The organism is Anoxynatronum buryatiense, assembly GCF_900182905.1.
Taxonomy (GTDB): Bacteria; Bacillota; Clostridia; order Peptostreptococcales; family Tindalliaceae; genus Anoxynatronum; species Anoxynatronum buryatiense.
On record NZ_FXUF01000005.1, the window covers coordinates 124,654 to 145,525 of the forward strand.

The 20,872-nt window shown below is 46.5% G+C and carries 19 protein-coding genes; 2 read left to right on the top strand and 17 right to left on the bottom strand.

Going from position 1 to position 20,872, the window contains the following annotated elements; all coding sequences use genetic code 11:
- Positions 1 to 10: 10 nt before the first annotated feature.
- Positions 11 to 1,606: a flagellar assembly protein A gene (locus QOL74_RS08525; protein ID WP_283409038.1), complete on the bottom strand. Its 1,596-nt coding sequence runs from the start codon at positions 1,604 to 1,606 to the stop codon at positions 11 to 13.
- Positions 1,603 to 1,740, bottom strand: coding sequence for a hypothetical protein (locus QOL74_RS08530; protein WP_283409039.1), 138 nt, complete (start codon positions 1,738 to 1,740; stop codon positions 1,603 to 1,605). The genes QOL74_RS08525 and QOL74_RS08530 overlap by 4 nt, the downstream gene beginning before the upstream one ends.
- 454 nt (positions 1,741 to 2,194) lie before the next feature.
- Here QOL74_RS08530 and QOL74_RS08535 point away from each other — a divergent pair, with 454 nt between their 5' ends.
- Positions 2,195 to 3,856 (top strand): M23 family metallopeptidase, encoded by a 1,662-nt coding sequence (locus QOL74_RS08535; protein WP_283409040.1) that lies wholly within the window; start codon positions 2,195 to 2,197, stop codon positions 3,854 to 3,856.
- 160 nt (positions 3,857 to 4,016) lie between these two features.
- Here the strand turns inward: QOL74_RS08535 and QOL74_RS08540 are convergent, their stop codons facing one another.
- Positions 4,017 to 4,784 (bottom strand): hypothetical protein, encoded by a 768-nt coding sequence (locus QOL74_RS08540; protein WP_283409041.1) that lies wholly within the window; start codon positions 4,782 to 4,784, stop codon positions 4,017 to 4,019.
- Positions 4,785 to 5,191: 407 nt separating this feature from the next.
- Here QOL74_RS08540 and QOL74_RS08545 point away from each other — a divergent pair, with 407 nt between their 5' ends.
- Positions 5,192 to 6,085 carry an acetamidase/formamidase family protein gene (locus QOL74_RS08545; RefSeq protein ID WP_283409042.1) on the top strand — a complete coding sequence of 298 codons (894 nt, stop codon included), beginning with the start codon at positions 5,192 to 5,194 and terminating at the stop codon, positions 6,083 to 6,085.
- 166 nt (positions 6,086 to 6,251) lie between these two features.
- Here the strand turns inward: QOL74_RS08545 and QOL74_RS08550 are convergent, their stop codons facing one another.
- The 14 genes from QOL74_RS08550 to QOL74_RS08615 form a co-directional block, all read right to left on the bottom strand.
- On the bottom strand, positions 6,252 to 6,917 hold the full coding sequence (locus QOL74_RS08550; protein WP_283409043.1) for a methyl-accepting chemotaxis protein: 666 nt from the start codon (positions 6,915 to 6,917) through the stop codon (positions 6,252 to 6,254).
- A 477-nt stretch (positions 6,918 to 7,394) separates the two neighbouring features.
- Positions 7,395 to 8,762: a YjiH family protein gene (locus QOL74_RS08555; RefSeq protein ID WP_283409044.1), complete on the bottom strand. Its 1,368-nt coding sequence runs from the start codon at positions 8,760 to 8,762 to the stop codon at positions 7,395 to 7,397.
- Positions 8,763 to 9,205: 443 nt separating this feature from the next.
- Positions 9,206 to 10,921: an FAD-binding protein gene (locus QOL74_RS08560; protein ID WP_283409045.1), complete on the bottom strand. Its 1,716-nt coding sequence runs from the start codon at positions 10,919 to 10,921 to the stop codon at positions 9,206 to 9,208.
- A gap of 32 nt (positions 10,922 to 10,953) precedes the next feature.
- Complete coding sequence (locus QOL74_RS08565) at positions 10,954 to 11,193, bottom strand: 4Fe-4S dicluster domain-containing protein (RefSeq protein ID WP_283409046.1); 240 nt, start codon at positions 11,191 to 11,193, stop codon at positions 10,954 to 10,956.
- A 25-nt stretch (positions 11,194 to 11,218) separates the two neighbouring features.
- On the bottom strand, positions 11,219 to 12,040 hold the full coding sequence (locus QOL74_RS08570; protein ID WP_283409047.1) for a DAPG hydrolase family protein: 822 nt from the start codon (positions 12,038 to 12,040) through the stop codon (positions 11,219 to 11,221).
- A gap of 285 nt (positions 12,041 to 12,325) precedes the next feature.
- The gene (locus QOL74_RS08575; protein ID WP_283409171.1) at positions 12,326 to 13,519 is read right to left on the bottom strand and encodes an acetyl-CoA C-acetyltransferase; all 1,194 of its coding nucleotides are present in this window, start codon (positions 13,517 to 13,519) and stop codon (positions 12,326 to 12,328) included.
- Positions 13,520 to 13,650: 131 nt separating this feature from the next.
- Complete coding sequence (locus QOL74_RS08580; RefSeq protein WP_283409048.1) at positions 13,651 to 14,481, bottom strand: beta-keto acid cleavage family enzyme; 831 nt, start codon at positions 14,479 to 14,481, stop codon at positions 13,651 to 13,653.
- 68 nt (positions 14,482 to 14,549) lie between these two features.
- Positions 14,550 to 15,488: a cyclase family protein gene (locus tag QOL74_RS08585; protein ID WP_283409049.1), complete on the bottom strand. Its 939-nt coding sequence runs from the start codon at positions 15,486 to 15,488 to the stop codon at positions 14,550 to 14,552.
- 80 nt (positions 15,489 to 15,568) lie between these two features.
- Complete coding sequence (locus QOL74_RS08590) at positions 15,569 to 16,501, bottom strand: 3-hydroxyacyl-CoA dehydrogenase family protein (protein WP_283409050.1); 933 nt, start codon at positions 16,499 to 16,501, stop codon at positions 15,569 to 15,571.
- Positions 16,502 to 16,512: 11 nt separating this feature from the next.
- Positions 16,513 to 17,301, bottom strand: a complete 789-nt coding sequence (locus tag QOL74_RS08595) for an SDR family NAD(P)-dependent oxidoreductase (RefSeq protein WP_283409051.1) — start codon at positions 17,299 to 17,301, stop codon at positions 16,513 to 16,515.
- A gap of 21 nt (positions 17,302 to 17,322) precedes the next feature.
- Positions 17,323 to 17,664 (bottom strand): cupin domain-containing protein, encoded by a 342-nt coding sequence (locus tag QOL74_RS08600; protein WP_283409052.1) that lies wholly within the window; start codon positions 17,662 to 17,664, stop codon positions 17,323 to 17,325.
- Positions 17,642 to 18,343 carry a 3-oxoacid CoA-transferase subunit B gene (locus QOL74_RS08605; protein WP_283409053.1) on the bottom strand — a complete coding sequence of 234 codons (702 nt, stop codon included), beginning with the start codon at positions 18,341 to 18,343 and terminating at the stop codon, positions 17,642 to 17,644. Before QOL74_RS08605 ends, QOL74_RS08600 begins: the two co-directional genes overlap by 23 nt.
- Complete coding sequence (locus tag QOL74_RS08610) at positions 18,343 to 18,996, bottom strand: CoA transferase subunit A (protein ID WP_283409054.1); 654 nt, start codon at positions 18,994 to 18,996, stop codon at positions 18,343 to 18,345. The genes QOL74_RS08605 and QOL74_RS08610 overlap by 1 nt, the downstream gene beginning before the upstream one ends.
- Before the next feature lie 296 nt (positions 18,997 to 19,292).
- Positions 19,293 to 20,867 (bottom strand): sigma-54 interaction domain-containing protein, encoded by a 1,575-nt coding sequence (locus QOL74_RS08615; RefSeq protein WP_283409055.1) that lies wholly within the window; start codon positions 20,865 to 20,867, stop codon positions 19,293 to 19,295.
- Positions 20,868 to 20,872: the final 5 nt, after the last annotated feature.

Consider the following 20,872-nt stretch of genomic DNA (forward strand, 5'->3'; position numbering starts at 1 on the left):
TACCAGCTGTTTATAGTTCTGTTAGGTGAATTTTGTTGTCTTTGAAATAAAGGGATCCGGTTAAATTTGATTTAACCACTTTCTGAAGGTTTTTAATTTCCAGGGTGGTATTGGGATAGGCATTCCCCATGATTTTCACTTCTCCTTCACCCCGGGTCGACAGCATCTCCTCCACCCGCTGATAGGCACTGTTCAGCCGGTTGATTTCATCGATCAAGCCTTCATAGGTAAAGAGCAGCCCTTCGTAGGTTGACTTTGCCCGCTGATCAAGGCTGCTTTGATTGGATTCCAGAATCTCCAGCTGCTTTTTCAGCCGTTTGGCCTTGACGATGGTTTCGTTAAAGTTGGCTTTGATCACATCCATTTGCTGTCTGATCAGCGTTCGGTCAAAACCTGCCACTTTCACCACCGTGGCTTTTTCTGTGCTGTTTCCAAGGGTTCCCGCCACCACCAGATGTTCGGCTTCAATACTGCCGCCAATAATGCGGCCTCTTTCCTGCGAAACAACGATACGGCCGCCTTTCAATTTGCTGTCGAGGGCATACAGGCCGATATTGATTTCTCCGTCAGCCTCAATGTCGCCTTCATTCACGTATTTGATATACACATGGTTGCCGGCAATGATTTTGCCCTTGCCTTTGCCATTCATGCCGCCTGTGACTGATACGCTGCCCTCCACCGAATGGATCAGCCCCACTGCACCAATTCCCATGGGCCCCTGAATGGCAATGTCTTTTGTCGCTTTCACTGAAAAAAGATCCTCAACCGTTCCTTTAATGGTGACATACCCGTCAAAACGAATATGCCCTGTATTGTAATCCACATTGCCTTCAATCACCAGGTGATTCTCCACCCCTATTTTCCCTTCAAGAAATCGAACGGCACCGTTCGTCTGCGCTCTCAGGGTGGTTTTTCCGATTTCTTTCAGCTCCATCACTGATTTGGGGTCATATTTCAGCTGATAGTCCCGTCCCGGCTTCGCCGGGATGGACTCGCCGAAAATGGTTCTGCCCGGCATTCCCTTGGTGGCATGTATCTTTTCTCCCAGCCATGCTCCCGCATCCACCCGATCAAACAGATTAACTTCATAGTTGTCCACTTTTCCATCGCTGGTAATCACCGGTTTCTTGTCGGTAAGTTGAAAATAGGTGATTTTTGCATCTGTTCCCTGTACAGGCGGAATTCCTGCTGCAACCTGCGTCTGTTCCAGCGGTCTGAGACCTTCTTCCAGCACTTCATCCATGATCCCGGTGGTGACTCCTGCCTCCATCAGCGCCTGTCTGGCCGCTTCCTGCACCGCTTCCCTGTTTTCAGCATAGGGAGTCTCCTGACACTGATTCAGTATCAGATACCCTTTCATCTGGTCTTTTGAAACTAAAAACTCCACCAGGGGACGATATTCGCCAATCCGGGTTTTCACCCCCGGGGCGTCAAATGCTTCTTTCATACCGGGAAAATTGGTGACTTTAATGCGTGGGCAGCACCGGCATGCTTCTTCAAAGGCGCCAACTTTTAAGCCGCCTTTCAGCACATTCACCCACACGTGCTGCTGTCCGGCAGATTCCTCCACCGTTACTTCCATGGTTTCACTGGTGTAAATGATCAATGGGCTCCATCCTCCCTGACAACCATCATGTGGCTGGCGATGGTCACGGCTGTCACATATGCCGCTGTCGTCAAGTATAGTCTTTCCATTTGAATAGGCGTATTTTCTTTTTTTAGTCGTATCAAAAATGGCATGCGTAAACATCCGTTGACAGTTGGCGGAGAATCAGTACTACAACAGCGCTTAATCAGTGGATAAGTTGGAACGAATGGGATTAAATTTACCGCAGACAGTTGGGTGGTGATTGAGTGAGAATTGTTGCGGATTTCGAAGAGCCATACTATGACGATATTATAACAATCGTCCGGCTATTTGTAAATATCACTCCCACTCAATCACCACTATTACACTTTCCTTTGAATCAATCGAACCACCTTGGGAGACGCCACGGCTTAATGGGACTGGCTTCAGGGTTTCGCAGGACTTCTGTCTTATTTGACAGAAGCAGGGGATCAGGGTATTCTTTTAGTACACGCTCCCCATCATTGCCTGCTCATTGGCTGATCTTTTCACCTGCCAGAGCAAGTCACGTTGAAGCAGTTCTTGAAATCCAAAGCCACACTGGATAATATCAACGGAGGTATGTCTATGAAACGTCGCGGAATCATTTTCTTATTACTGCCGGCAGTAATATTTATCGCAGTCGCCGGGGCGCTTATCTGGGACATTATTCCCATGCCTCTTTCCCTCATAAACGGATTTTCAGTGGTTCATGCCGATGAACATGAGCATACCTATTATGAGCTGAGTGCTTCAGAAGCCCTCACCTTTCGAAGTGGTTTGTCTCGTCAATCCTCCCCAGCCTTAACAGCGCGGGAATTACCAGTGCCCATGGACTCAGCCGTCGAGTTTCAGCTGACACTCCATCTGAAAATTCCCTGGCATCGTGAGTATCGCCTCCTGGCCACTGATGAAGGCCACCTTTTTATCAGCCAGGGAAATGACACCTACAGGCAGGTGGATGAGCCTGCTTTTTTCCATCAACACCCTGCCTTCAGTGCCATGTATCCTTACTCCCGCCCGCCCCGTCTGCACATCACAGGTGCTGCTGCTCCTTTTGAAAGTGATCTCCACCTGGCTGAATGGGCCTTTGAACGCTGGGATCACACGTGGGTCACCGTGTGGCCATCAACAAACTCCGGCATCATTGATGAGTTTCAGGCGGACTTGCCTGAGCCTGCGACTTTTTCCATCAGTGAAGCCACTGTTCCCCTGATCCTGTCACTGGATCCCTTTCCCGATCACCTGATGCTGCGGGTGACGGACCCCGCCGGCACCCTTCGCTACGACGGATTGCTGGAAACACCTGAGTTGCCCTTGTTTCCCTACAATGGTACCCACCAGTATGCACTGGAAATGGCCTGGACAGACGAAAACAAGCCCTATCAGGGAGCCGCTTCCACCGCCTTTGTGCTGGAAATGGACCTGCTCCCCGTCTTTGAACTTCCCGGCCCCACCGCCCTGCAGGGAGAACTGCTCACTTTTTGCGCCCGGCATTTACCACCAGACGCCACAGTGGAACTGCAACAGGAACTGGCGTCCAATGTGCGCCTCTTTCCCCTGGAAGACGGGTATGTGGCCTACCTGCCCACTCACTACGGCACTTCTACAGGAGACCATACCCTCCGCTACGGCCTGACAGGTGAACCCCTGCAGGAATCGAAACTCACCCTGCTGCCCCGGGAGTTTCACATTCAGCACCTGGCCATTGATGCCGGTGTGGCAGCCGCCACCCGAAATGAGGCGGCCTACGCCCAGTCGGCCAAGTACTTCACCCCCTCCCGGGACGAGAGTGCCTCTGAACGATATTACACGGAGCCATTTATCATTCCCGTACACGGCCGTTTAACCACTGAGTTTGGCGAAACCCGCTATGTGAACAATGCCCCCACGTCGTACCGCCATTCCGGCCTGGATATTGCCGCTCCCACCGGCACCCCGGTGGCTGCCACCAATCGGGGACGGGTCGCCCTGGCCATGGATTTGATCATGCAGGGAAAAACCGTGGTCATCGACCACGGTCAGGGACTTTTCAGTGTTCATTTTCATCTTCACGAGTTGTTGGTGGCAACAGGCGATCTGGTGGAACAGGGTGACGTCATCGGCACCGTGGGGACCACTGGCTTCTCCACCGGCCCCCATCTGCATTTCACCATGTCTTACTACCGCCACAATCTGGAACCGGGTCATTTTCTGGTGGGTGAACCCATTACCTACCAAAATGCCCCTCATCACCTGTCACCGGATTAAATGTCACTCCTGGCTGATCTATCTTCCTCTGCTGCGGCCCCTTTCGCAAGCTCACTGCCGCAGCGTTTCATGGTTCCTATGATGTTCAACATGATGAGCAGTGACCCCACCCAGATGCCGATGATCCCAAAACAGATTCAGCTCCGGCACTCTTACGAGATTACATTCTGGCACATTCCATGATTCTTTTGTCAGTGACCCATCCACTAATGGTTTCGTCTCTTGTGCCTGCCTTTGTGATAAAAACGTCCAGACAGTCAGGAATTCTGTCCATTACTTTTTTAGCATCAGCCATTGTATCTCTTTGAGCGATCACTCCAAATCCTTCTGAGAAGATACGCTTCATCTCTTCATCTTCCTTCAGCAAATCTGCGAACGTGAGCTTGTTGAGATCGCCCTGATATCCTTTGAGCATTTTTTGAGTCAGATACCGATCAATCATACTTCTATGAACAATGTACTGCACATGACCTCTACTGCTCAAGATGGGTAATCTGTTTTTATTGCGCCTGTCAAGCAACGCTATTATTCCGCCTACAAGTTTTATATCCGCTTCTGATTCACTCTGTGTCATTGTTACATGCACGATTTTTTCCACCGGAATATAATTATCACACACTGATAATCTTCCAAGTTTTTCAATATCACTGAGGCGTTCAGCTGTTTCTGTGAAAGTTCTGTTAGCCACTTCAAAGTTGTCGCGCGAAAAGTAATAAGTAAGAACAGTTCCCACCCACGTTCCCAATACGGGTAACGTTGCTGCCATGACCCATTTTGCCGTATCCATGTCATCCCTCTTGTATGCAAAAAATACCAGTATCAGTGCCAAAATGATTATCGTTACACCCGCAACTGCCATCACGCTCATCGCCATCATAAACCTTCCGTTTCCTTCTCCACCAGCACTTTTAAAACGTGTCGTTTTCATCTATTCGCCCCTCTCCCTTCAACATCTTATGAGTCGACTCTCATAATCAGTTCACCCAATCAATTTCTATTGATTATAGATGATCATCTTACACAGAGGTGCTGCTTTCCTTTTAAACGTTTTCCTGTGGAGCTCGATCTTTGTTGAATCGCATTGGATATTCATCCTGTTTTCATCTAAAATACTATCATAACCATTTACTTTCCGACAAGTAATTAGCAGAATATTGCAATTTAATGTTTTTCCATTCTGATATTGTGGCTCATCACATCTAAATCATCGAACCGGACGATTTTCCATTGGATATGCGCTTATTTATCGCCTTAAAATTGATCTCCTATGCCTCTTCGTATAGAATGGAGATCAATGATCCAATCCTTATTCATCATCCATCAGGAGGTGCTTTCATGAATATCATCCAAAACCATCAGCTGGTTTACGCCATGACCGCCGCCAACATTCCTGCCTTGCGGGCAGACAGCGGCAGCAAAGTGATTTTCGAGACCTGCGACTGTTTTCAAAATCAAATCACCAGCGAGGCTCAATCGGTGGACACCCTTAACTGGGATCACATTAACCCGGCAACTGGCCCCCTCTATGTCATCGATGCTCAGCCGGGCGATGTGCTGAAAGTGGACATATTGGCTATCGACATTGATTCCTTTGGAGTGATGGCTGCCATTCCAGGAGCCGGACTGTTGGGAGATCAGGTTACTGACTCTCAGATTAAAGTAATGCCCATTGAGAATGGCATGGCCCGCTTCAGCGATAAACTGAGTTTACCGGTAGTTCCCACCATTGGCGTCATTGGTGTAGCGCCTGCCAACGGCTCTATTCCCTGCGGTGCCCCCGGCCCTCATGGCGGAAACATGGATAACGGGAAAACCACCGCCGGCACCACGCTTTTCCTGCCCGTGTTTGTTGAAGGAGCACTGCTGGCCATGGGTGATCTTCACGGACTCATCGGTGATGGTGAAATTATGGTGTCAGGACTGGAAGTAGCCGGCCGCGTCACTGTGCGGGTGACTGTTCTCAAAGACCGCCAGCTAGCGCATCCCATGCTGGAAACAGATACCCACCTATACACTGTGGCCTCTCATGAAAATCTTCTCGCCGCTGTTAAAACCGCCACAGAAAACATGCACCAATGGGTGATGGCTCATTCTGACCTTTCCTTTAATGAAGCCGGCATGCTTCTCAGCGCAGCAGGCAATGCAGAAATTTGCCAGGTGGTGGATCCTCTGCTCACCAGCCGCTTCGGGATGGCAAAATCAGTGTTGGAAAAATTGGCACGCGTTTAAATATCAACACACAGGATTTATATCAACTTAAAGGCCATTCCGATGATAGCCGGAGTGGCCTTCTTTTACAACCTGTCTATACAGCGCATGGATCGCATGCTCAAGGGGTGCTTTCATCGAAAATAGCAACGTTCATTCAAACCCGATGAATCGCGCATTTCCTTTCTTAGTCATTCTGAATGACTTCTTCAAGAATCATCGCAGATGTATTGAGTTCCTGGATCGCTGCATTAATCTCCTGAAGTGCTGCAGCCTGTTCTTGAAAGACAACATCTGACTGATCGATGCTCTGTTGGATTTCTTTGACAGAGTCTTTTATCTGGTGGAGAACAGCATCAATTTTTTCAATGGACTGACTACTTAAGCTTGATAGTTTTCGTACTTCTTCCGCCACTACTGCAAATCCTTTTCCTTCTTCGCCCGCCCTCGCAGCTTCTATGGCTGCATTTAATCCAAGTAAGTTTGATTGGGTGGCAATCGCATTGACAAACCGAACAATCTCATCTGTTTTTTTCGTTGATTCATACGTTTCATGGATCATTTTTGAAATGACCTGATTGCTTTCAACCCTATTTTGCACGCCTTCTGAAATGTCATGAACGGTTTTTGCCAATTGATGCGAAGTAGCCGATAAATTAGTGGATAGCTTCGACATCTTTTCCTGTTTTTCCAGACTTCTCCCGATGCCAAAAGCGCCAATGATCTCCCCATTTTTATCTCTTATTGGTACAGATGTTGATTTAAATGCCGTACCAAATTTTTCTTTTGGAATGATGGCAACATATGGTTTTTCCAACTTCATGGCTTCGTACATACCATCACCCGCCGTCACCAAATCACCTTCCTTAACACTTACCGGAAGATTAAGATGGGTGGTTTGCTTGATGAACCGCTCTGTATTGGTGATCCCTATAATAATGTCATCCTCAAAAAAATGAGGCAGATATGAAGCCATATTCATCAGGTGAACCAATTGCACTTCCTGGTAATCATGACTCACAGTGTATACCCCCTTTGCTGATATCAAGTGCCTGATTGCGATAACTTACATAACCGTTATTGTTTTTGAATGTCATGAAAAAACGAGGTGGACCTTTAAATAAGCTTCCTTCGTGTTGTCAGCGAAGGAAGCTTATTCATGTAAACCTTAATCCATGATGCAACGACACTTTCACTGTAGTTAAACCCTTGAAATAACAAGATGTTTCGGTAAACATCACTTCGCTCGTTGGTTTTTGGGGGCTCTTGAAGCATTAATCATTGTTTTTATAAATGTCACAGGTTCAGGAGAGTCTAAACATATGAAGTTTTATAGAAATAGCGCACTGTAAGCCATCGCAATCAATGTAGCTGTAATCATTGATATAATAACTCTTTCTATCCAAATGACAAGAATTTCCCAGAGCTTCAGTGGAATTGAGGTGGTCAGATATACTGGTACTGTCAACCCAAAGCTAATAATGGTTGTGATAGGCATGCATGCCAATACAAATGTTGTCACGAAGCTATCAGTTTGATTGGCCAAAATCGCCGGATTCAGTGCTGCCACTAACACCGAGGAACCTGAAGCTCCGACAAGATGGGTGTCCGGTAACTGCAATAACGCTGCAACAGGATAGAAAATGTAACCAATCCAATGAAAAATGGGTGTGTGATATACCAGCGCCAGTCCCGCTGTTGCAAAAAACATGGATGTGGCAATTACCACCGTTAACACATTCAGCGTCGCTTTCATTGTCATTGCAATTTTTGTTGCCATCGATCCCATGTTTTCTGCAACTCCAAAACCTTCTTCAAAAGCTCTTTTGATTAAGCCTTGCTTGACAACTTCTTCATCCTGATAATCACACTTATCGTAGCAGGTATCCGGCTTTTTGCTTAGCGGCCAAATTCTGCCTGTGACAATTGCACAGACCACCAGTATCAAGAAGGTGCCGAAAAAGAACAGGTTCCAGTGTGGCATTAATCCAGTCATGCCAGCAACAATAATCAAAAATCCGACGGCTTGTGTACAAAAGGAAGTCGCCAACAGTGCTGCTTCTCTTGCTGTAAACTTTCCTTCTTTATACATACGATCAATGGCAATGATTCCCACAGCGTTGGCAGAAAAGAAAGCTGTAATGGCAATAACAGCAGACCTTCCTGGAACCTTAAGCAGCGGTCTCATAATCGGTCTTAGAATCAAGCCTATGGTTTCAACAAACCCTGTGCTGAGCAGGCATGGCAGAAAGAGGGCCGATACAGGAATTACCACCATCATAGGAGTAACCACCCGGTGAAGTGTAAAAGGAAGTACCCTTTCGTCATGCAGCAAGGCTGGACCCACATGAAAGATAGCCATAATTAAACACACCAAGCCAAGTACTCTAACCACGGAGAACACTTTTCCAGTGGTGGTGGCCAAATTTCTCGCTGGGTTTCTAAACACATCCACCACCGCTAGAGCAGCCAGTAGTATTAGCAAGTAAGGTGTAATGGGTGCAATGGTTTGCTGAATGAAATTTACCAGGTGTGTAATGATAATGGTTTTTTGATCTCCGATGGTAACGTTTGCAAAAAAAGCGAGGATACCAATCATGGTGAATACGAAAAACTTTGTCACACCTATGTTGGTATAGTTCTTTGAAGACACTTCTCCAGTTACACTGCTACTGACATGATTAACCTGATCATTCATTGTCTTTTCCTCCTCATTAGGTCCTGGGTTTTCTTCCATTCGCTACACATTTGTTTTGTGTCATTTGCCTGTAAGAAGTCGGATCATTTACATGAGATTGGACAATATTACTACGATCATGTTCCCTTCTTTAGAATACGTACCCTTCGATCTTTTCCAGCCAGTCAGTGGCAACTCTTTTATCGATCTGGATAATGTGAACTGCGTTCATTCTTGTCTCATCGAACCACATGATCTTTTCCACCAACTGGCTGGACGATTAAAAAACAATTTGAACTTCCTTCAATTCCTATGGAACAGAGATTTTGTGCCTCTTTTCCTGGCAAAACAGCTGCTTTTTCTCCCGTTTTGTGACACAGCAAACAAGCCTCTCATCCAGGCACTTTTTCAATATACCAAAGCTCTTGTAAAATCCATTTTACTCGATTACTTTCTTTTCAGCGTTACTTCTGCCCGTGTTGAAACATCGGTGGTTTAACTGCCCACTTTTCATAGGGCACGTCTTCTGTATCAAAAACCATTTCTCCATTCATGTTTTTTACGATGATGTACTTCAGCCAGTTTTCATTATCCATCTCAGGATAGTCTTCTCGTAAGAACCACCCTCGCGACTCTTTTCTCATAGAAGCTGCTTTAAACTGCATTTCTGCTGATAACACCATGGCTTCTGCTTCATGGCAATTGCACAAGTCATGAAAATCCGCTGCCTTCAGTTGTGTCACTTTTGCCTTCGCCTTCTCAACTTTTCGAAGGCCAATCTCCAATCTGTGCTGGCTCATGTACACGCTGTTCTCCACCGGCCCTATCGCTTCCCGAACGTCGTCCATCACTTCGTCTGCTGAGATTCCCACTTCTCTTAACAGTGGTGCGTAGGCTCTCTCCTTACATGCTTTCACCTGGTCATCATCGATCGCAATATCGCTGTTTTTCTCGATGTAGTCTGAGCATGATTCAGCCACTATTAATCCGTTAAACACTGCATTAAGGATTCCTGATCCCCGATTTCTCCCCGGAGGGGCCGGAACAGCACCAGGCGCTGTTGATCCTGTGTAACTTAAATCCCCAATTGCATACAGGCCTGGAATCGTTGTTTGCATGTCATGCCCCACTTTCACAGGGGATTGCTCACCCACCAGGCACATGACAATTTCTTTGCAATCGCCATCCCTCTCTGCTGCTTTTCCATAGATTCTTTTCCAAACTTCGATTCCATAGGGTCTGTCCCAAACCCGTGGTGTGGTGAACATGGCATCTCCATGGGCCGTGACTTCATACTCTTCCCGATGGACCGATATGGGCCCTTTACCTGCCGACATCTGTTTATACCATTCTGCAACAGCCTTTGAGCTGACATCTGCTTCACGGAAGCGCCTGAAGTTTTTAGTGATGTTTTCGCCCAGTGCATTGTACATGACGTTTTCAGTAAACACCGCGTCATGGTGTGCTCTTGCTGTGTACTGTTGCGCAAAGTTGCCGAACTCTGTATTTCTCATTTCCGCACCTGCCCTGTATGCTGCAGCAATTCCATCTCCACGTCCATTCCACATGGGCATGATCTTGTAGTTTTGGCTTCCGGTTGCAAGTACCACTGTTTTAGCCTTAACCACATGGAATGTCCCATCGAGAAGGCTGTACCCAACAGCTCCCACCGCCTTTCCCTCGCTGGTCAACACATCAGACATAACCACTTTATCCAGTATCTTGACACCAAGTTTAACGGCTGCTTTTCGAACCTGCAGCGTGATATCCAGATCGACTCCGATAATCCCCACCATAGGGCCTGTGGGAACTACTTTCAGTTTTCCGTCTTCTGTGTAGGGAACCTTGACGCCCCATTCCACCAGTTTATCGATCATCTCATTGTTTTTACTTACATATTCATGTAGTAATTCCTGATCTCCCAAATACGCGCCCACATTATGAACGTGGTACTGAACAAACTGATCGGGCGTACATTTTTCAAAGTCGAAGTACTGTAATACACCACCGCCTCTATTGGCTTTTCCGCTGTACCCTGTTGTGTTTTTTTCCATAATGACAACATCCAGGTGCGGGTTGACTTCTTTGGTTCTCACAGCAGCTGTTAATCCGCCAATACCGCCCCCCACTATCAAAACATCCGTAGAAAGAACCTTTTCCTGTATTTCAGCATTTTTCATGTCCGTTTTCCCCTCTCTATCGGCATTCATTTTCATCGATGCTTGTCAAAACTTTGGTAGAGACGCTCTCCTTCAAAATCGATTACCACTTCAATGCAGTTAACTGGACAAATCGCTTCGCAGTAAGTGCAGTGTGCACAGTCCTTCGGATATGCAATAATGGGTTTCTTGCTGCTTTCGTCCCAGCGAATCACATCTACAAAGCACGATTTATAGCAGTTCTTGCATCCAATGCACTTTTCTTGATCAACAATGATTTGATGGTTTGCCAATTTAAACAGCCTCCTCTGCTAATGGTTAGAAGCGATGCTTCTCTTCTTCATAAACCCGTGGTAACAATGCGGCCAAATGGGTGAATTCTTTGATGTTGTGAAGCGCCAGTGCCATTGGTCCCATCGGTGACATTCTTGCCCAGTCTGGCAACGCTTTCACATCTTTACCGTCTTCCACAGTCCATCCCATCCAAAACCGTGTCCTAAGCTCAACACCGCCTTCAATTTCTCTGATGAAATGGCACATAATTGTGTCCGGTGAAGCAAATGGCGGATGCCCTTTTCCACATCCCTTTGCACAAACGATCGTGCCGCATGCTTCTGTTCCTATTTTTCCTGTATCAAATCCCAGGTTGCCTGGGTTTTTGAAGTTGATATAAATTGTTTCCGGACCCATTCCAATATCTTCCACCACTTCATGGGTGGTATCCCAATACTTTTCTTTTAATGTCAAATCAGGGTCAAGTGCCCGCTTCTTTTGCATGGATTCAGCTTGATAGTGATCATCCGGATTCCAAATGGTGTACCTGAGATTGTCAAGTCCGTGCCATGCAAACCACCAGTCAAACATCTCCACCGTTACTCCAGGCATTTTTGTCAGATTAGCCACAAAACCTGTCCCGTCCTCCATAACGCAATAACCGACTTCTGCCTCTAAATATCCAGGTTTAAACAAATCGTTTCTGTCTTTAAACTTCAATGCTTTTCTGGGGTCAAGGGGACCTTTCAGCACGTCGTTGAATCGTTCCTTTTCAGGTTGTGTCATCTCCTCATCATAGTACTTGAAGTAGCTTTTCACTTTGTCATGTTCAGTAACAGGTACTTTTCCTTGTCTTGGCTGTGCCATGCTAACACCTTCCTTTTAAAATATTTTCTTGTTTTTACAGTAGCACGGCCTTGATATTCCTCATAAGCTGCCACGCTGACTGCTACTTTTTATGAAAACGACTATTGCATCAACCTTTTTACCTTAATACAGTATAGCTTATTATCGCCTTTTTTCTGTAAAACTCCTGGGATTATTTCAATTATTTCAATGATTACATTTTTTCAAATAATTTTTGTGTAAACGATTGCTTTTTTGTCAATAATTATCAAATAGTTTTCGTTTGCCATGATAATATGCTATCCTTTAGCAAGCATCTGTTGAAATTCTTTCGACCACCAGCGCTGTTCCCATACCGCCGCCAATGCAAAGGGTTGCCAGACCTTTTTTCACATTTTGCCGTTTCATTTCATACAGCAGCGTGGTCAGTATTCTGGCCCCTGAAGCCCCCACCGGATGACCCAAGGCGATAGCCCCTCCATTAACGTTCACTTTTTTCATGTCCAACTTCAAAGCTTTTGCCACTGATAGTGCCTGTGCTGCGAAGGCTTCATTTGCTTCAATCAGGTCAATGTCTTTCATATCGACACCTGCTCTTTCCAACGCTTTCATCGTTGCAGGAACAGGGCCATAGCCCATTATTTGAGGATCAACGCCTGCAGAGGCATATCCTGTTATTTCAGCTAGAGGCTCCACTTGCAGCGCTTGTGCTTTTTCAAGGGACATGATAACAAGGGCCGCTGCGCCATCGTTGATGCCGGAGGCGTTGCCCGCTGTTACTGTTCCGCCTTGTTTGAAAGCAGGCTTAAGCTGCTGCAGTTTTTCAATGGTCGCACCAGCCTTGGGATATTCATCTTCCGAGAAAGTGACTTCCCCTTTTTTTGACTGGATGACAACAGGAGTAATTTCTTCCTTGAAAACTCCCTGTGTAATTGCCTGAGTTGCTTTTTGCTGGCTGCTGACTGCAAATTCATCCTGAGCTTCACGGCTAATGTCAAACTGAGCAGCCAGATTTTCTGCTGTTACTCCCATATGAGCCCCACTAAAGGCATCTGTCAGTGCATCATTTACCAACGTATCCACCAGGCTGCCATTTCCCATTCGATATCCTGTTCGTGCCTTCATTAACACATAAGGTGCCTGACTCATGCTTTCGGTGCCCCCAGCCACCACAACATCTGCGTCTCCTGAAAGAATCGACTGAGCTGCCAGCTGAATAGTTTTTAGTCCCGACCCACAAATCATATTAACCGTATAGGCTGGTTTTTCAACCGGTATGCCTGCTTTCACGGCTGCCTGCCGGGCAACCCCCTGCCCCAGGCCCCCTTGCAGTACACAACCCATAATGGTTTCGTCCACCTTAGCGGGTGTAATGCCTGCTCTTTTGATGGCTTCAGCAATCACGATTGCTCCCAGATCAGCAGCCGAAACCGTTGCTAGACTGCCGCCAAAGCTGCCAATGGGTGTTCTCACTGCACTGACTATCACAACTCGCTTCATCACTCTCACTGCCTCACTTTCTTGTGCTGGTAACGTGAGGGGCGTCCCCGTCTTCGCCGGTATACCATAATGGGCAGCCCCTCCGCTTTTTTACTGAATCAGGTGAGTTGCCACATGAACAGTGGTATTGTCTATATGCCAAGGATCTGGCGTGCTTCCGCCGGTGTGGCAATATCTTTGTTCAGTTCTTTAACAATGCGCTTGGTTCGTTCTACAAACTCCACGTTTGATTTAGCAAGCACACCTTTGGAGTAGAGAATGTTGTCTTCCATTCCAACGCGCACGTGGCCATCCAGCGCCAGTGTTGCATACATAATGGGAAGATGACCTTTACCAATACCCAGGGCACCCCATGTGCAGTTTTCTGGAAGCTGGCTTTTCAGGAAAACAAGGTTCTCAACAGTTGCTTCCATGCCACCGGCGGCCCCCAGCACAAACTGAAAGTGCAATGGTGCTTTTAGGATTCCCTTCTTTAAATAATATTTGGCATTTGCCATCATGCCTGCATCAAAAATTTCAATTTCCGGTTTAATCTGGTGCTCTTGCATCAACATGCCTAACTTTTCAAGAAAACGCGGGCTGTTCTCGAAAACAGAGTTATGCTGCCAGTTCATTGAACCACAATCATATGAAGCCAGTTCTGGTTTCAGCTCAATTAAATGCTGCATCCGCTCTTCATCTGTCAGTCCCAGTTGACCAGAGGTGGTCAGGTTAATCACAATGTCACAATCTGTTTCGCGGATATAAGTCACCGTCTCAACAAATTTTTCAAGATTCATTGAGGACTTATCATCGTCATCTCGCACATGAATGTGCGCCACAGAAGCTCCTGCCTTCCAGCAGGCATACACTTCATCAGCAATTTCTCTGGGTTGAAGCGGCACGTAAGGTGTTTCATTTTTGGTGGGCCACGCTCCGGTGGGCGCCACCGTCAACATCACTTTATTACTCAGATCTGCCATATGGATATCCATCCTTTGTCATTGAATTTGTTTCACTGGTTTCCAGCAAGCCTTTCTGAACTTCTGAACTATAGAGCACCAAAGGTGTAGGTTCTATCCGGTACGTCATTCAAATCATCTTCATCAATTTCTGCGACGCAACGAACCATGGATCCGTCACCCAGCCACCAGCGAATAGGAAAAGCCATAAACTTAAATCGTTTTCCAGCAACCTTATCAAGATCTCCTCCCAGGTTTTCCACACCTACAATCCCATTTCCCATCATGAACTTATGGCAGGGTTCCCAGGTGCCCTCCAACCCATGGTTTTCCAGATCCCCGTAGGCTTCCATGTACTTTTCCATTCCGAAAACGTTGATGTAGGTTTCTTTATTGAACTCCGCAAAGGCTTCAATCCCAAATTTTTCAATATACTCATCAGTAATGGATTTGCCTGAGTTACCAATAAGGTTCATGCCCACATAGCCGCCATTTTTTCCCATGGTGGTATGCAATGGGTGGTCTAAGGCTTGCATGTCCATCGCAACGCATCTTGGCTTATGTTTCGCAAACCACTGTCCTGCTTCTCGCCCGCAACCGCAGGAATAATGATAATAATCTTTGGTATCATCAAATTTCAAGTGCATGCCTGTTCTGAGACAAATCACCATGCCTTCCAGCTCTTCATGCTTAACGCCTGTACGCGCCAGTGCTTCGTCCAGGTGTGCCGCCGTGATCAGGCCCCAGTCATCCACCTTGATATCCAGGCACACAGCATCACCGTAGTAAGCATCCAAAGGCATTTCATGGGTGTAACGCGCCCGTTGGCCGTTGAACTCCCGTTCCATGACATGGCGAGGCGCATCTGCATGGGTGCCGCAGTGCATCACAACGTCAATTTTTTGAGTCAACACACCACTCTTGGCCAGGTTGTGCATGGTGTCAATTTTAGGTTTGGCAAAATAAGGCCACACTGGAATATCTGCATGAAACGGATGACTTAAGTCAACTAATACTTTTTTTCCCATTAGAATCGCTCCTCAATTTTTCATTTTTTAAGTTTTCATCTGCTTGGCCCTTTGAAGAAGGCACCTTGTCTGTGATGCCGCTAGACATTCATCTCTTTTGTCACATCGATTAAATACTCTCTCAGCCTGGTATTGGAAGCAGTGATTTGCTCAGGTGTCCATCGTTGATACCCTTTGCCGGTTTTAAAGCCCAAATCCCCTTTTTCCACCAGTTCCTGCAACAACTTTGAAGGCTCATGGGAGTCTTCCAAGTACTTAACAATATACCGCTGTATGTTCAGTGAAAGGTCCAGCCCGATCATGTCGGCATTCTCAAGAATTCCCAAAATAGGCCATCTCAGCCCCGGCCCATATCGCAAAGCTTCATCCACTGTTGCCGCATCGGCGATACCCTTCTCAACAATGGAAAGGGCCTCTCTCCAAATGGCGTGTTGCAGCCGGTTGGCAATGAACCCGGGCACATCCTTCATGCATTTAACAGGTTTTTTACCGATGCGTTTCATATACTCGTAGGTTCGGTTCATGGTTGCTTCACTGGTTTCTTCGCCCTTTACGACTTCCACCAGTGGTATGAGATAAGGTGGATTCCAGAAATGAGCTCCCACCACCCTGCTCTTATCCTGACATTTTGATGCAATATCTGTGATGCTCATAACAGAAGTGTTAGTGGCCAGAATGCAGGTGGGCTTACATAGCGCTTCCACGTCACGAAATAGATTTTGTTTGATTTCCATGACTTCCGGCACGCATTCCACAATAAAGTCGGCTTCTCTGCATGCCATTTCCATATCATCTGTAAAGGCGATTCGTTCCATGATGCCAGCTGCCTTTTCCTGCGTCAAAGCGCCCCGTTCAATTAGCAGATCCAGATTGCTTTTGATATCTTTCAGGGGATCCGCCTTGATGCTGCGGGATCGTAAAATTACTTTTGTGTTTTCATCTCTGGCGAACACAATGGCCAGGCCATTGCCCATCAAACCAGAGCCTAAAATAGTCACATTCACATTTAACATCAGTCTTCCCCCTAATTTGCCCAGTATCCACCCTCAACAGCCACATTGGCACCCGTCATAAAGTCACTGGCGCTGGAGGCCAGAAAGATGCAGGGTCCCACAAAATCTTCGGGTTCTCCCAGGCGCCCGATGGGTAGCCGCTTCAGAAAGTTTTTGTACACTTCACTTTCGGGATCAAACATCCATTCAGTCAGGTCAGATCGAAAAACGGTGGGGTTAATGGTATTAACGTTAATGTGATGCTTGGCTGTCCACTCGCAGGCCAGCGATTGTGCCATCAGATCAATGCCGGCTTTCGCGGTGGCATACCCTGTATAGCCTGCCATGCCCATTTTAGAACGAGCAGAGGAGACCAGAATCACCTTGCCGCCTTTTCCCTGCTGAATCATTTGCTGTCCCACATATTTGCAAAATAGCCAGGTGCCCTGCACATCAGAGTCCATGATTTTTTTCCATTCTGTCAAATCTTGTTCAATAATGGGTTGTGCATGGTTGTAACCTGCTGCCGTAACCAACACATTGATTTCGCCGAAAGCAGCCACTGCACCCGCCACCACCTTGATCACATCTGCCTCAACAGCTGGATCACCGATGGCGTAAGCAGACTCAATGCCTTGTGCTTTCAACTCATCACACAGTGCGCTGCATTTGCTTTCGCTGCGTCCGGTGACAAAGACTTTCATGCCCGCAAGACCATATCCCACTGCTACGGCTTTTCCCAGTGCGCCTGTGGCACCAGTGATGACCGCTACCTTTCCCTTCACATCAAACAGCTTTTCAACAAAATCTGCATGCATCATTGGATTGCTCTCACCCTTCCATTAGTCATTGCTGATGACCACCAAAACGGTCGCCACCTGATTGGACCGATTAAGCATGGATCTCCCTTCGTTGGGGCCGATGAAAAGAGAATCACCTTTTTGAAGCAGGATATCACCATCCTTTGAAGTCACCACCACTTCACCCTCCAGCACAAAGTAAATCTTTTCTGTGGGTGAATCTTCATAGGCCCATTCCGCACCGCCTCCCGGCAGGAAATGCGACATTCCCATCCAAAATTTAGTTGCTCCTGACTCTTCGAGACCGTGAAGTTTAAGGGCTTTCATGTCAAAGTGCAACGGTGCATTGTAAGGTTTTACTTCAGAAATTTGACGCTTGATCACCATCTTCACCTCCTTCCAATGTTTTCCTGTCATTGAGCGCCAGGTTTTCGGCTAAAAAGAAACTGGCTTCAGTGGTTGCAAAAATATCATCCAATGTTGAACCTGGCATGATTTCCTTCAGAACCAGTCCATGGGATGTCACTTCCATAACCGCTTTTTCTGTAACAATCATATTCACTTTCCCAACTCCTGTAAGCGGCAGGCTGCATTCTTTTAAAATTTTCGCTTCGCCTTTGGCTGTATGCAGCATGGCCACAATCACTCGCCTGGCACCAGCTATCAGGTCCATGGCTCCGCCCATCCCTGGCACCATTTTCCCGGGCACCATATGACTGGCAATATTCCCCAGCTCATCAACCTGCAGGGCTCCCAGAACAGTCACATCCACATGTCCTCCGCGAATCATTGCGAAGGAATCTGCACTGTGGAAATAGGAAGCACCTTTTTGAGTGGTGATATGCTGGTTGCCTGCATTGATGATATCTGGATCCACTTGTGCATCTGTCGCCAGTGCACCCATTCCCAGCAGGCCGTTTTCTGACTGAAGCATTAACTGAATTTCTTCGGGTATATAATTGGCCACCAGTGTTGGCAGTCCAATTCCAAGATTGACAACATCTCCGTCTTTCAGTTCCTGGGCGATTCGCCAGGCAATCAGTTCTTTATCCTTAAGTGCCACTAGCTTTCGCCTCCCACCACATAGTTGACATATACACAGGGCGTCATCACTTTCTCAGGATCCAGTTCTCCCGGGTCAACGATTTCCTGGGCAGCCACAATCACCAGATCTGCGGCTGTGGCTGCCAAAGGATTTAGATTCTTGGTTGTGGCTCGATAAAACACATTGCCCAGGGTATCTGCAACCGTTCCTCTGATGATGGCCACATCTGCACGAATGGGGAGCTCAAGCAAATACTTCTGTGTGCCCACCTGGATGACTTGCTTATGCTCCTGTACTTCTGTTCCCAGGCCTGTTTGGGTAAGAAATCCGCCGATGCCTGCACCGCCGCAGCGGATTCTTTCCACCAATGTTCCCTGTGGCACCAGCTCTACCTGTAGTTTTCCTGTATTCATTAGCTGTGCCACTTCAGGATTAAGACCAATGTGTGAAGCAATCAGCTTCTTCACCTGGCCGTTGCTGATGAGTCTCCCAATACCTGCACCCGGTGTTGCAGCATCATTACCGATCACAGTTAGTTCTTTGGTGCCTTGTTCAATCAATGCATCAATAAGGATTTTAGGGGTACCAACACCCATAAACCCACCATAAAGAATTGTCATACCATCCTGAATATGGCTGATGGCTTCCTGTGCACTAACTTGTTTATTCAATCGTTATTTTTCACCTCCGTCCATGCTTCTTATTAACGCAAGTGCCATGCCAAAAATCCAAATATCTCATCATTTGATTATTTTTCTCTCAACCCACTGCAAAATCACAGTTCTTTCTCAGTTCATCGACTTGAAGGAACTCACACAGAAAGAAATTTTAATTCATTTTTGAATTATTTTTGCGCAAAAAAAGAAGAAGACGTCATATGTCTTCTTCTTGCACGCTTTAAAAGTAATTTGTTTTTGACTTACTTAATTCATTGTTGAATTATATAGCCGTTAGTTTTTTCTTATGTTCATTTTTTATCCATCAAAACACCCAACTGCTTTGCTTTTCGAAAGAGCGTTGATTGACTGGTTCCCAGTGCCTTTGCTGCTTTATACGTACTCCCATGGTCATCCAGCGCTTTTTGAATCCACTTTTTTTCCACTTGCTCCACAGCCTGATCCAATGTCATGGTTTCCTGGTTCCAACCAGTTCCTTTCATCTGGTGATCCCGATGATGCTCCAACACTTTCATCACTTGCTCACCACTGATAACCGGATCATCGTCGCTGACAACCAACCTTTCAATCACGTTCCCCAGCTCTCGAATATTTCCGGGCCAATGGTAAGTTTCCATCGCCATTTGAGCGGTTGTGTCCACCCGCTTATGTTTGCCATATTTAGTATTGTACTTTTCAAGCAATCGGTAAAGTAAGAGCGGAATATCATCCAGTCTTTCTCTGAGAGGCGGAATGTGAACCGGAATCACGTTTAGCCGATAGTAAAGGTCCTCACGAAAGGTTCCCTTATCAATTAAGTGAAGCAGGTTTTGATTGGTTGATGCAATCACACGCACCTCTACCGACACACTTTTCACGCCGCCCACCCGCATGATCTCTTTTTCCTGCAGTACCCTCAGCAGCTTCGACTGTAAGAGCATGGGCATTTCGCCAATTTCATCGAGCAGAAGGGTTCCTCCATTTGCCAGTTCGAACATGCCTGGTTTTTCTTTATTCAAGGCACCCGTAAAAGCGCCTTTCTCGTAACCAAAAAGTTCTGACTCCAAGAGAGAACCTGGTATCGCAGCACAGTTGACCTTGATATAGGGTGCCTTTGGCTTTCCGCTGTTTTCGTGGATTTCCCGGGCCACCACTTCTTTACCCGTGCCCGTTTCACCAGTGATTAACACGGTGGCGTCTGTTTTAGCTACAAAGGATATCAGTTCCTTTATTTTTTTCACGGCCAGACTTTCTCCAATTAGAGTGGACTGACGCTCTGCAAGGTGCTTGTACTTCACCAGTTCACTTCGATACCGTTCACTTTCACGTTCAGCTTTTTCCAGCTTTTCTTTGGTGATCATCAGCTCAGTGATATCTTTCATAACGGTTAGCACTAATGAAACTTCACCATCTTCATCAAAAAATGGATTGCCTGTGATAAGCACTTTTTTCCGGTTGCTGGCAATGGTGGAAAAAAGCGACACCCGCCTTTTTTGCTCAATCACCATGTACGTCACCGCCCGATCAAAATAGCCTTCATCCAGAAGTTTTTGAATGGGGTTCCCCACAATGACATCTTCCGGTATGCCGGTGATCTCTGTGTAGACTTTGTTGATCGCCACAACAATGCCCTTGCCGTCTGTCATGCAAATCCCATCTGAAACAGCATCACCAATGGCAAAAGCATCTATCTCCCGTTGCTTGTATTGATTTAAATCATGAATTTCTTGCTCCATTGATTCAATTTCCTGTTGCATGGCTGTCAAAAATGCATATGTGATCTCGTCTGCCTCAACGGCTTCAACCTGCTGAAAATATGCGTGTTTAGATTTCGCATTAAGTCGTCGTTTTACGTCTTCATTCAATCTGAATAATGTGACTTCCATCTTAT

Coding starts and splice junctions, on each gene's coding strand:
- QOL74_RS08530 (WP_283409039.1), bottom strand. CDS start 1,740: ATGCCATTTTTGATACGACTAAAAAAAGAAAATACGCCTATTCAAATG.
- QOL74_RS08535 (WP_283409040.1), top strand. CDS start 2,195: ATGAAACGTCGCGGAATCATTTTCTTATTACTGCCGGCAGTAATATTT.
- QOL74_RS08540 (WP_283409041.1), bottom strand. CDS start 4,784: ATGAAAACGACACGTTTTAAAAGTGCTGGTGGAGAAGGAAACGGAAGG.
- QOL74_RS08545 (WP_283409042.1), top strand. CDS start 5,192: ATGAATATCATCCAAAACCATCAGCTGGTTTACGCCATGACCGCCGCC.
- QOL74_RS08555 (WP_283409044.1), bottom strand. CDS start 8,762: ATGAATGATCAGGTTAATCATGTCAGTAGCAGTGTAACTGGAGAAGTG.
- QOL74_RS08560 (WP_283409045.1), bottom strand. CDS start 10,921: ATGAAAAATGCTGAAATACAGGAAAAGGTTCTTTCTACGGATGTTTTG.
- QOL74_RS08570 (WP_283409047.1), bottom strand. CDS start 12,040: ATGGCACAGCCAAGACAAGGAAAAGTACCTGTTACTGAACATGACAAA.
- QOL74_RS08575 (WP_283409171.1), bottom strand. CDS start 13,519: ATGAAGCGAGTTGTGATAGTCAGTGCAGTGAGAACACCCATTGGCAGC.
- QOL74_RS08580 (WP_283409048.1), bottom strand. CDS start 14,481: ATGGCAGATCTGAGTAATAAAGTGATGTTGACGGTGGCGCCCACCGGA.
- QOL74_RS08585 (WP_283409049.1), bottom strand. CDS start 15,488: ATGGGAAAAAAAGTATTAGTTGACTTAAGTCATCCGTTTCATGCAGAT.
- QOL74_RS08590 (WP_283409050.1), bottom strand. CDS start 16,501: ATGTTAAATGTGAATGTGACTATTTTAGGCTCTGGTTTGATGGGCAAT.
- QOL74_RS08595 (WP_283409051.1), bottom strand. CDS start 17,301: ATGATGCATGCAGATTTTGTTGAAAAGCTGTTTGATGTGAAGGGAAAG.
- QOL74_RS08615 (WP_283409055.1), bottom strand. CDS start 20,867: ATGGAAGTCACATTATTCAGATTGAATGAAGACGTAAAACGACGACTT.